The sequence below is a fragment of the Cognatilysobacter tabacisoli genome (assembly GCF_003586305.1).
GTDB lineage: Bacteria > Pseudomonadota > Gammaproteobacteria > Xanthomonadales > Xanthomonadaceae > Cognatilysobacter_A > Cognatilysobacter_A tabacisoli.
In genome coordinates, this window is sequence record NZ_QXJI01000004.1 from 334263 (window position 1) to 344197 (window position 9935).

Consider the following 9935-nt stretch of genomic DNA (forward strand, 5'->3'; position numbering starts at 1 on the left):
CGCCGGCGTGCACCGGCGCGCGCATACTGCCGTCATGGCCGATGACGCTGCCGATACGCAGGCAATCCCGCCGTCCGACCCCGACGCCCCGCGCGCCGAATCGCTCGGACTGTTCCCGCTGCACACCGTGCTGGTGCCGGGCGCGCGCCTGGGCCTGCGCGTGTTCGAGCGGCGCTACCTGGACCTCGTCCGCGACTGCGGCCGCAGCGGCCGCGGCTTCGGCATCTGCCTGATCCTCGACGGCGAGGAGGCCGGGGCGACCGCGGCCGCGGCGGCATTCGGCACCGAGGCGGTGATCGAGGACTTCGGCACCGGCGACGACGGCCTGCTGACGCTGCAGGTCCGCGGCGCGCGGCGCTTCCACGTCGAGCGCGTCCGCGTGCGCGACAGCGGGCTGCAGGTCGCCGACGTGGCGTGGTGCGAACCGGACATCGACGACCCGCTGCGGCCCGAGCACGGCCTGCTGTCGACGATCCTGCAGACGCTGCTCGAGCGCGTCGGCGGCGAGCACGCACGCGCGCCGGCGGCGAAGTTCGACGAGGCGTCGTGGGTCGGCTGGCGGCTGGCGGAGATGCTGCCGCTCGAGGACCGCCAGCGGCAGCAGCTGCTGCAGATGCACGACCCGCACGAGCGGCTGGACTGGCTGCTGTCGCTAATCGCCTGACGCGGGCGCGGCGACCCGCACGCGCAGCACCGGGGTCCCGCCGTGCGGGTGCGGCGCCTCGATCGAGGTGAACCCGCCGAGCGCGGTGTGGACCTCGGCCAGCGCGTCCGCATCGGCGCCGGGGACCGGCAGCCATACCGTCGCCGCACCCAGCGGGCGCGACAGCCGCAGCGCCTGCGCCGAGCCGAGCCACAGCGGCGTCGCGTCGGCCAGCCGCGCCGGCGCCGGCCACAGGCGCAGCGCGAGGCGTTCGTCGGCGCCCGGGCCGTCGCGCACCATCAGCAGCGTCTCGGCCTGTGCATCGAGGGTCGCCGGCAGCACCGGCTGCTCGCGCGCGGGGATGTCGTCGTCGAGCAGGCCGAGCGTGGCGACCCAGTCGGCCTGCGCCTGCACCCGCCAGCCCTGCGCCTCGAGCGCGCGCTGCAGCGGCGGCAGCGGGCCGGCCACCTGCAGGTGCAGCGGCCAGCGCCGGCGCGCGTCGTCCTCGTTGCGGTGGTCGGGCAGCGTGGCCCAGTCGCGCTGCCACCAGTCGTCGCTGCCGATCACCCGCGCCGGCTGCGCCGCGCTGAATTGCGCGAGCAGCGGCGCCGCCGCGCGCGGCGCGTGCCACAGCGCCGCCGCCACGAAGGTGCCGTAGAACAGCCACGCCAGCGGGCGCATCCAGAACGACCGCTGCACGTGCCGGCGGTACGCGATGCCGAGCGCGAGCAGCCACAGGATGCCGAAGAGCGTGCCGCCGACCAGGTCGCTCGGCCAGTGCGCGCCGAGGTACAGCCGCGCGAAGCCGACCACCGTCGTGACCACGCCGGCCACCATGTACGGCCACACCCGCCGCCGCCCGGGCAGCTCGCGCGCGATCAGCACCGCGAAGAACCCGAGCACGACCGTCGTCATCGTCACCGCGACCGACGGGAAGCCGAAGCCCGCCGGCGCGGTCGGCGGCCGCGGCATCTCGATCGCCGCCTCGAGCAGCGCCGTCAGCGCCAGCCCGAACACGACCGCGGCCAGCCAGTGCGCGGCCGCCATCCAGCGCCGCCGCCACAGGAGGTACGCCAGCGCGATCGCGGCCGCCGGCACCAGCACGGCGGGGTCGCCGACGCTCGCCAGGCCCGCCATCAGCCGGTCGGCGAGCGGGTTGCGCAGGCTCCACATGAACGTGTGCACGGTGTGGTCGATCGCCAGCGGCCCGCCGCTGGCCAGCAGCGTGGCCAGCAGCGTGAACCACACCCAGCTGATCGCCAGCAGGCACGCGGCCAGCATCAGCAGCGACGGCGACTCGGGCCGGTTCGGGTCCATCAGCGCCGCGGCGTAGCGGCCCAGCCGCGGGTGCGCGCGGGTCCACGCCAGTGCGCGCGCCAGGAGTTTATCGGCGTGGGCTGCGAACCAGCGCCACGTGTACAGCACCGACGCCCACACCAGCGCGACCGCCGCGGCCAGGCCGGCGAGCACCAGCGCGAGGCGGTCGGCGACCGCGGCCACCGCCTCGTACGACGCGCCGAGCAGCCAGCCGGGCGCGAGCCCCACGGCCGACCACGCGATGCATGCGAACGCGCTGACCAGCACGTAGCGACGCAGCGGCATGTGCAGCATGCCGGCGATCGCCGGCACGAACGGGCGCACCGCGCCGACGAACCGCGCGATCAGGATGCTCTTGGTGTGGTGGCGGCGGAACATCGCCTCGCCGCGGTTGATCCACTGCGGGTAGCGCGCGAACGGCCAGCGCCCGCGCATCTGCGGGCCCCACCGCCGGCCGACCCAGTAGCTCAGTCCGTCGCCGCAGAACGCGCCGGCGGCGGCGCAGGCCAGCGCGTACGGACCGTTGATGTGGCCCAGTCCCACCAGCGCGCCGACCGCGAAAAGCAGCGGCAGCGCCGGCACGACGATGCCCACCACGACCAGCGCATCGCAGAACGCGATCAGGAACACCAGCGCGCCGGCGGCGTGTGGGTTCGCGCCGATCCAGGCGACGGCGCTGTCGATCCATGCGGGTTGCATCGCCGGATTATGGCAGCCGGCCGCGGCGGCGGGCAGCGTCGCGCGCCGTGGCGGCCGCCGCTGCAGCCGCGCGCGGGCCGTTGCGTACACTGGCGCGATGCCGCACGACGCCACCGAAGTTTCCGCACTGAAGGCCGACAGCTTCGGCCGCATCGCCCTGATGCGCGACGCGCACGGGCTGTTCGTGCGCCGCGATCTCGCCCACGTCCCCGCGTGGCTGCGGCTGCCGGCATGGTGGCTCGCCCGACGCGAGGCGCGCGGCCTGGAGCGCGTGCGCGGGCTGGAGGCCACGCCGCAGCTGTTGCGCTGGGACGGCCGCCGCCTCGACCGCAGCTACCTCGACGGCGCGGCGATGTACCAGCGCCCGCCGCGCGGCGACCTGGCGTACTTCCGCGCGGCGCGGCGCCTGCTGCAGCAGCTGCACCGCCGCGGACTGGCGCACAACGACCTGGCCAAGGAGGCGAACTGGCTGGTGCTGGCCGACGGTCGCCCGGCGATCATCGACTTCCAGCTCGCGGTGCGAGGCGACCCGCGCTCGCGCTGGATGCGCCTGCTCGCGCGCGAGGACCTGCGACACCTGCTCAAGCACAAGCGCACGTACTGCCCGGACCGCATCACCGCGGTCGAGCGGCGCGTGCTCAAGCGCCACTCGTGGGTGCGCGAGGCGTGGTTCGCGACCGGCAAGCCCGTCTACCGCTTCGTAACGAGGCGGCTGCTGAAATGGGAAGACAACGAAGGCCAGGGACCCAAGCCGTGAGCGGCCGACCCCGGGCAGCCCTGACGCCATGCGCGAGGAGGACGCCATGAGCACCCTGTCGGGCAAGACCTTGTTCATCACCGGCGCGTCGCGCGGTATCGGCCGCGCCATCGCCCTGCGCGCGGCCCGCGACGGTGCGTGCATCGCGGTGGTCGCCAAGTCCGCGGTCGCCAACCCGAAGCTGCCGGGCACGATCCACAGCGTTGCCGCGGAGATCGAGGCCGCCGGCGGCCAGGCGCTCGCGCTGAAGTGCGACATCCGCGAGGAGGACGAGGTACGGGCCGCCGTGGCCGCAACCGTCGACGCGTTCGGCGGGCTCGACATCCTGGTCAACAACGCCAGCGCGATCTGGCTGCGCGGCACGCTCGACACGCCGATGAAGCGCTTCGACCTGATGCAGCAGGTCAACGCGCGCGGCAGCTTCCTGTGCGCGCAGGCGTGCCTGCCGCACCTGCTGCAGGCGCCGAACCCGCACATCCTGTCGCTGGCCCCGCCGATCAACCTCGACCCGAAGTGGTGGGCGCCGCACACCGGCTACACGCTGGCGAAGATGGGCATGAGCTTCGTGACCCTCGGCCTGGCGGCGGAGTTCGGGCCGCAGGGCGTGGCGGTCAACGCGCTGTGGCCGCGCACGGTGATCGCCACCGACGCGATCAACATGATCCCCGGCGTGTCGGCGACGCAGTGCCGCGTGCCCGAGATCGTCGCCGACGCCGCGCATGCGGTGCTGGTCCGCCGCGCCGACGGGTACCACGGCCACTTCCTGATCGACGAGGACGTGCTGTTCGCCGACGGCGTGACGGACTTTTCCGCGTACGCCGTCGACCCCGCGCAGCGGCTGCTGCCAGACTTGTTCCTGACCGATTCGCAGCTGGAGCGCCACCCCCGATGAAGTACCTGCACGCGATGGTGCGCGTCCGCGACCTCGACGCCTCGCTGGCCTTCTTCCGAGACGGACTCGGGCTGGTCGAGACCCGCCGGCGGGACTACCCGGACGGCCGGTTCACGCTCGTCTACCTCGGTGCGCCGGAGAACCCCGAGTCGGAGATCGAGCTGACCTACAACTACGACGACCAGAACTACGGTAGCGCGCGCAACTTCGGCCACCTGGCGTTCGCCGTCGACGACATCTACGCCGCGTGCGCGCACCTGCAGTCGCGCGGCGTCACGATCAATCGCCCGCCGCGCGACGGCCGCATGGCGTTCGTGCGTTCGCCCGACCTGATCTCGATCGAACTGCTGCAGAAGGGCGACGCGCTGCCGCCGGCCGAGCCGTGGGCGTCGATGCCGAACACCGGCGCCTGGTAGCGCCGCGTGCGGCCGGTCGCGGGCTACTCGAACCGCGCTGGCAGTAGCCCGCCGCACGCGCGGCAATGCATCGCGTCGGGTTCGTGGCCCTCGAGCGCGCAGGCCGGGCAGCCCCGGCGGTCGTGCGGGTGGGGATCGCCGGCCTCGCGGATGCTGGTGGCGAGCTCGGCCGTGTAGATGCCGGTCGGCACGGCGATGACGCTGTAGCCGATCAGGATCAGCACCGAGGCGATGAACCGTCCGGCGCCGGTCTGCGGCGCGATGTCGCCGTAGCCGACGGTGGCCATCGTGACGACGGCCCAGTACATGCTGATCGGGATGCTGTGGAAGCCGTTCTCGGGGCCTTCGACGACGTACATCAGCGCCGCGAAGATCACCACCACGGTCAGGACCGAGCTGAAGAAGATGAGGATCTTGCGCCGGCTGCGCCACAGCGCGTTGGCGAGGACGCCGCTCTCCTCGACGTACTGGGTCAGCTTGAGGATCCGGAACAGCCGCAGCATGCGCAGCACGCGCACCACCAGCAGGCTCTGGGTCCCGGGCAGCAGCACCGACAGGTACGTCGGGAGGATCGACAGCAAGTCGATGATCCCCCACAGGCTCAGCGCGTAGCGCAGCGGTCGGCGCACCACCATCAGCCGCACCACGTATTCGGCGGTGAACAGCAGCGTGAACGCCCACTCGAGCGGATACAGCCAGCCGACGTGGCGCGCGTGGAACTCCGCGTCGCTGTCGACCATCACCACCAGGACGCTGGCGACGATCGCCGCGATCAGGACCAGGTCGAAATTGCGCGACGGCGGCGTGTCGTGGCGGTAGATGATGTCGAACCACGTCTTGCGCCAGCCGCTGTCGCGGGCGGGGTTGAGCTGGGGGTCGAACAGCAGTCGCATGGGCACTCCTTCGCGCCGATTGTGCCGGAGCGGGGTGTGAGGCAGGCGCGGCCACGGTAGGCGACAATGGCGCGCCCCGCCGCACGACCTCCCGCGATGACCGCCCCGACCGACGACCTGTTTGCCCTGTCCGAGCGCTACTACGTGCCGGTGTACCGCCCGCGCCGGATCGTGCTCGACCGCGGCGTGGGCTCGCGGCTGTGGGACACCGACGGCCGCGAGTACGTCGATTTCGGCGCGGGGATCGCGGTGAACGCGCTCGGCCACGCACATCCGGCGCTGGTCGCCGCGCTGACCGAGCAGGCCGGCAAGCTGTGGCACACCAGCAACGTGTTCGTCAGCGAGCCGCCGATGCGGCTGGCCGAGGAGCTGGTCACCGCGTCGCGCTTCGCCGAGCGCGCCTTCTTCTGCAACTCGGGCGCCGAGGCCAACGAGGCCGCGATCAAGCTTGCGCGTCGCTATGCCACCGACCAGGGCCGCCCGCCCGAGCGCCGGGTCATCCTGAGCTTCCGCGGCAGCTTCCACGGCCGCACCCTCGCCGCCGTGACCGCGACCGCGCAGCCGAAGTACCACGAAGGCTTCGAGCCGCTACCGCCGGGGTTCCGCTACAGCGACTTCAACGACCTCGCGGCTGCCGAGCAGGCGATGGCCGGCGGCGACGTCTGCGCGGTGCTGGTCGAGCCGGTGCAGGGCGAGGGCGGCGTGACTCCGGCGACGCCGGCGTTCCTGGCCGGGCTGCGCGCGCTGTGCGATCGCCACGGCGCGCTGCTGGTGCTCGACGAGATCCAGTGCGGCATGGGCCGTACCGGTGCGCTGTTCGCGTGTCACGGATACAGGGTCGAGCCGGACGTCGTCACCCTCGCGAAGGCGCTCGGCAGCGGCTTCCCGATCGGCGCAATGCTGGTCGGGCCGAAGGCCGCGCAGACGATGCAATTCGGCGCCCACGGCACCACGTTCGGCGGCAACCCGCTGGCCGCGGCCGTCGCCCGTGCGGCCCTGCGCGAGCTGAGCTCCGAGGCGCTGCGCGCCAACGTCCAGCGCCAGGCGCAGGCGCTGCGCGACGCACTCGCGGCGCTCGATGCCGAGTTCGGCCTGTTCGACGAGGTCCGCGGGCGCGGCCTGATGATCGGCGCGCAGCTGCGGGCCGAGCACGCGGGCAAGGCGGCCGAGATCCTCGACCACTGCGTCGCCCACGGCCTGCTGCTGCTGCAGGCCGGCCCGGACGTGCTGCGCTTCGTGCCGGCGCTGAACCTGACCGACGCCGACGTCGCCGACGGCGTCGCGCGCCTGCGCGCCGCGCTGCTGGACTACGCCCGCCGCTGATCGAGCGGCGGGGCTGGCTTCAGCCGGCCTTCGCGATGGCGAACGCCTCGCGCGCGGCCGTGATGGTCGCCGCGATCTCGGCGTCAGCGTGTGCCGACGACAGGAAGCCGGCCTCGAAGGCCGAGGGCGCCAGGTACACGCCGCGCTCGAGCATCGCGTGGAAGAACCGGTTGAAGCGGCCGGTGTCCGACGCCTTCGCGTCGTCGAACGTCTCGACCGGCCCCTCGCGGAAGTACAGGCCGAACATGCCCGGCGCGCGCACCGTGTGGAACGCCACGCCGGCGTCGCGCGCCGCCGCCTCGAGGCCGTCGCACAGCGCGTGCGTGCTGCGCTCGAGCGCGTCGTGGAAGCCCGGCGCCTCGATCAGCGCCAGCGTGGCGAGCCCCGCTGCCATCGCGACCGGGTTGCCGCTGAGCGTGCCCGCCTGGTAGATCGGCCCGCTCGGCGCGACCTGCGCCATCAGCTCGCGCTTGCCGCCGTACGCGCCGACCGGCATGCCGCCGCCGATGATCTTGCCGAACGTCGTCAGGTCCGGCGTGACCCCGTAGCGCTGTTGCGCGCCGCCCAGCGCCACCCGGAAGCCGGTCATCACCTCGTCGAAGATCAGCACCGCGCCGTGCCGCGTGCACAGCGCGCGCAGGTGCTGCAGGTAGCCGTCGCGCGGCAGGATGCAGTTCGCATTGCCGACGATGGGCTCGATGATCAGCCCGGCGATCGTGTCGCCGACGTCGTCGAACAGCGCGGTGGCCGCGTCGAAATCGTTGAACGGCAGGGTGAGCGTCAGGTCCGCCAGTGCGGCCGGCACGCCGGGGGAGTTCGGCAGGCCCAGCGTCATGACGCCGCTGCCGGCCTTCACCAGGAAGCTGTCGCCGTGCCCGTGGTAGCAGCCTTCGAACTTGACGATGCGCGTGCGACCGGTCGCGCCGCGCGCGACGCGGATCGCCGACAGCGTGGCCTCGGTGCCCGAGTTCACCATCCGCACCATCTCGCAGCTGGGCGCGATCCGGGTGATCGCCTCGGCCATCGTCACCTCGAGCGCGTTCGGCACGCCGAAGCTCAGGCCGTCGCGCATCGTGCGCTCGACCGCCGCGAGCACCTGCGGGTGCGCGTGGCCGGCGATCATCGGGCCCCACGACCCGATGTAGTCGATGTAGCGGTTGCCGTCGACGTCGAACAGGTAGGCCCCCTCGGCGCGCGTGGCGAAGAACGGTTCGCCGCCGACCGATTTGAACGCGCGCACCGGCGAGTTGACGCCGCCGGGCATCAGCGCCTGGGCGCGGGAGAACAGCTCGTGCGAACGCTCGGTCTTCATTCGGGATCTCGGAGGCGGGAAGGGGAATGGGGCAGTGGATTCGCGCCGTAGCAGGCGGCGAAGGCGTGGGCGGCGCGCGCCGGGTCGGCGGCATCGAACACCGCGCTGACGACCGCCAGCAGGTCGGCCCCGGCGGCAACGAGGGCCGGCGCATTGTCGATGGTGATGCCGCCGATCGCGACCCGCGGCACGCCCAGCGCCGCGGCTTCGTCGAGCAGTGACGGTGACGCGTGACGCGCGTGCGGCTTGGTCGGCGACGGGAAGAACGCGCCGAACGCGACGTAGCTGGCGCCGGCGCCAACCGCGAGGCGGGCCAGCGCGACGCTGTCGTAGCACGAGGCGCCGATGAGCGCGTCGGGTCCCATTAGTTCGCGTGCGGTCGCGAGGTCGCCGTCGTCCGCCCCGAGGTGCGCGCCATCCGCGCCGAGCCGAGCCGCCAGCCGCCAGTCGTCGTTGATGATCAGCGGAACGCCGTATCGCGCGCACAGCGGCTGCAGCGCGGCCGCCTGGGCCGCGCGCAGCTCGGCGGTGGCCGCCTTGTTGCGGTACTGCAGCCACGCCGCGCCGCCGTCGAGCGCGGCCGCCGCGCGCGACAGCAGGCGCGGCGTGTCCGCATCGTCGGGCGTGATCGCGTACAGGCCGCGCGCGGGCCAGCGCTGGTGCATCGGCGTGCTTTCCGTGGGGGCGGGTGGGACACTACGCATCCCGCAAGCCACCATTATCCGCCCATGTCCGAGACTGCCGCGACCACCGCCTACCGCACCTGGATGTGCGTCGTCTGCGGCTTCATCTACGACGAGGAGAAAGGGCTGCCCGAAGACGGCATCGCGGCCGGCACCCGCTGGGAAGACGTGCCCGACACGTGGACCTGCCCCGACTGCGGCGTGACCAAGGACGATTTCGAACTGATGCAGATGTGACAGGCGCGGGCTCGGCCGGCGTCGCGGACCCTCGTTCCGCTGCCCGGCCCCTCCGCCCGCTACCTGGGCGCGATGCCCGGGCCGAACGTCAGCTCGGCCCCGTCCTGCAGGCCGATCCGCGCCGCCTGGCCGGCGTTGAGCTCGAGCACGTAGCGGGCCGGGCCGGTGCTGGGATAGGGCGGGCAACCGTCCCCGAGCGAGCACGGCGGCACGTCGCGCCGCTGCGACACCAGCCGGCGCTGGCTGTCGAAGTACAGGATGTCGAGCGGAATCTTCGTGTTCTTCATCCAGTAGGCCTGCGGTTCCTCGCGCTCGTGCAGGAACAGCATCCCGCGGTCGGCCGGCAGTTCCTCGCGGAACATCAGGCCCCGCGCCCGTTCGGCGTCATCGTCGGCCACTTCCACGACATAGCGCTGGCCTGCCAGTTCCACCCACGTGCCGTTGCCGGAAGCGCATCCGCTCAACGTCATCGCCGCGGCGGCGCCCAACAGTCGAAGTCGCATCATCGTGCTGTCCATTTCTTGGTTGCTCGGAACATCGGCGACGCTGCAGGCCGCGTCAAGCCTCACTCTCCGTGCGAGACCGGCAATGGTCGTTCAACATCGAGCAAGAAATTTCGCGGCGCCCCCTTCCCATTCGTGACGGCGCTGTGCACAATGCGCGCCCCGCTGACCGGCGGCCGCTCTTCGGAGCAGCGACGGACAGGAGGGAGCCGAAAAAAGCAGTTCACAAGGTGTTGACGACTGCGAAATTGGCTGTAAGA

At 72.6% G+C, this 9935-nt stretch carries 11 protein-coding genes; 6 read left to right on the top strand and 5 right to left on the bottom strand.

The genetic code is table 11. The features are described from left to right. The first annotated feature begins 34 nt into the window (after positions 1-34). Entirely contained in the window at positions 35-664 is a 630-nt protein-coding gene (locus D3A60_RS14035; protein ID WP_119719386.1) for an LON peptidase substrate-binding domain-containing protein, read from the top strand. Here the strand turns inward: D3A60_RS14035 and D3A60_RS14040 are convergent. After that, positions 653-2659 carry a bifunctional DedA family/phosphatase PAP2 family protein gene (locus D3A60_RS14040; protein ID WP_119719387.1) on the bottom strand — a complete coding sequence of 669 codons (2007 nt, stop codon included), beginning with the start codon at positions 2657-2659 and terminating at the stop codon, positions 653-655. The genes D3A60_RS14035 and D3A60_RS14040 overlap by 12 nt on opposite strands. Before the next feature lie 97 nt (positions 2660-2756). Between D3A60_RS14040 and D3A60_RS14045 the strand changes: the two genes are divergently transcribed. The 3 genes from D3A60_RS14045 to D3A60_RS14055 are packed head-to-tail and all read left to right on the top strand — an operon-like array spanning position 2757 to position 4724. Next, positions 2757-3416 (top strand): protein kinase family protein, encoded by a 660-nt coding sequence (locus tag D3A60_RS14045; protein WP_119719388.1) that lies wholly within the window; start codon positions 2757-2759, stop codon positions 3414-3416. A 46-nt stretch (positions 3417-3462) separates the two neighbouring features. Continuing rightward, positions 3463-4308, top strand: a complete 846-nt coding sequence (locus tag D3A60_RS14050) for an SDR family oxidoreductase (protein ID WP_119719424.1) — start codon at positions 3463-3465, stop codon at positions 4306-4308. Beyond that, positions 4305-4724: a VOC family protein gene (locus tag D3A60_RS14055; RefSeq protein ID WP_119719389.1), complete on the top strand. Its 420-nt coding sequence runs from the start codon at positions 4305-4307 to the stop codon at positions 4722-4724. Before D3A60_RS14050 ends, D3A60_RS14055 begins: the two co-directional genes overlap by 4 nt. A gap of 23 nt (positions 4725-4747) precedes the next feature. Here D3A60_RS14055 and D3A60_RS14060 read toward each other — a convergent pair whose 3' ends face one another. After that, a complete protein-coding gene (locus D3A60_RS14060; RefSeq protein ID WP_119719390.1) occupies positions 4748-5617 on the bottom strand; it encodes an ion transporter in 870 nt (289 codons plus the stop codon). A 96-nt stretch (positions 5618-5713) separates the two neighbouring features. Here D3A60_RS14060 and D3A60_RS14065 point away from each other — a divergent pair, with 96 nt between their 5' ends. Next, the gene (locus tag D3A60_RS14065; protein ID WP_119719391.1) at positions 5714-6940 is read left to right on the top strand and encodes an acetylornithine/succinylornithine family transaminase; all 1227 of its coding nucleotides are present in this window, start codon (positions 5714-5716) and stop codon (positions 6938-6940) included. A 19-nt stretch (positions 6941-6959) separates the two neighbouring features. Here the strand turns inward: D3A60_RS14065 and hemL are convergent, their stop codons facing one another. Together hemL and thiE are read right to left on the bottom strand one after the other, a co-directional pair. Continuing rightward, positions 6960-8252: a glutamate-1-semialdehyde 2,1-aminomutase gene (hemL, locus tag D3A60_RS14070; protein ID WP_119719392.1), complete on the bottom strand. Its 1293-nt coding sequence runs from the start codon at positions 8250-8252 to the stop codon at positions 6960-6962. Further along, a complete protein-coding gene (gene thiE, locus D3A60_RS14075) occupies positions 8249-8956 on the bottom strand; it encodes a thiamine phosphate synthase (RefSeq protein ID WP_407062790.1) in 708 nt (235 codons plus the stop codon). The genes hemL and thiE overlap by 4 nt, the downstream gene beginning before the upstream one ends. A gap of 24 nt (positions 8957-8980) precedes the next feature. Here thiE and D3A60_RS14080 point away from each other — a divergent pair, with 24 nt between their 5' ends. Continuing rightward, positions 8981-9172 carry a rubredoxin gene (locus D3A60_RS14080; protein ID WP_119719394.1) on the top strand — a complete coding sequence of 64 codons (192 nt, stop codon included), beginning with the start codon at positions 8981-8983 and terminating at the stop codon, positions 9170-9172. A gap of 59 nt (positions 9173-9231) precedes the next feature. Here D3A60_RS14080 and D3A60_RS14085 read toward each other — a convergent pair whose 3' ends face one another. Next, positions 9232-9678, bottom strand: coding sequence for a DUF192 domain-containing protein (locus tag D3A60_RS14085; RefSeq protein ID WP_119719425.1), 447 nt, complete (start codon positions 9676-9678; stop codon positions 9232-9234). Between the last annotated feature and the right edge of the window lie 257 nt (positions 9679-9935).

Coding starts and splice junctions, on each gene's coding strand:
- D3A60_RS14035 (WP_119719386.1), top strand. CDS start 35: ATGGCCGATGACGCTGCCGATACGCAGGCAATCCCGCCGTCCGACCCC.
- D3A60_RS14055 (WP_119719389.1), top strand. CDS start 4,305: ATGAAGTACCTGCACGCGATGGTGCGCGTCCGCGACCTCGACGCCTCG.
- hemL (WP_119719392.1), bottom strand. CDS start 8,252: ATGAAGACCGAGCGTTCGCACGAGCTGTTCTCCCGCGCCCAGGCGCTG.
- D3A60_RS14045 (WP_119719388.1), top strand. CDS start 2,757: ATGCCGCACGACGCCACCGAAGTTTCCGCACTGAAGGCCGACAGCTTC.
- D3A60_RS14085 (WP_119719425.1), bottom strand. CDS start 9,678: ATGATGCGACTTCGACTGTTGGGCGCCGCCGCGGCGATGACGTTGAGC.
- thiE (WP_407062790.1), bottom strand. CDS start 8,956: ATGCGTAGTGTCCCACCCGCCCCCACGGAAAGCACGCCGATGCACCAG.
- D3A60_RS14065 (WP_119719391.1), top strand. CDS start 5,714: ATGACCGCCCCGACCGACGACCTGTTTGCCCTGTCCGAGCGCTACTAC.
- D3A60_RS14060 (WP_119719390.1), bottom strand. CDS start 5,617: ATGCGACTGCTGTTCGACCCCCAGCTCAACCCCGCCCGCGACAGCGGC.
- D3A60_RS14040 (WP_119719387.1), bottom strand. CDS start 2,659: ATGCAACCCGCATGGATCGACAGCGCCGTCGCCTGGATCGGCGCGAAC.
- D3A60_RS14080 (WP_119719394.1), top strand. CDS start 8,981: ATGTCCGAGACTGCCGCGACCACCGCCTACCGCACCTGGATGTGCGTC.
- D3A60_RS14050 (WP_119719424.1), top strand. CDS start 3,463: ATGAGCACCCTGTCGGGCAAGACCTTGTTCATCACCGGCGCGTCGCGC.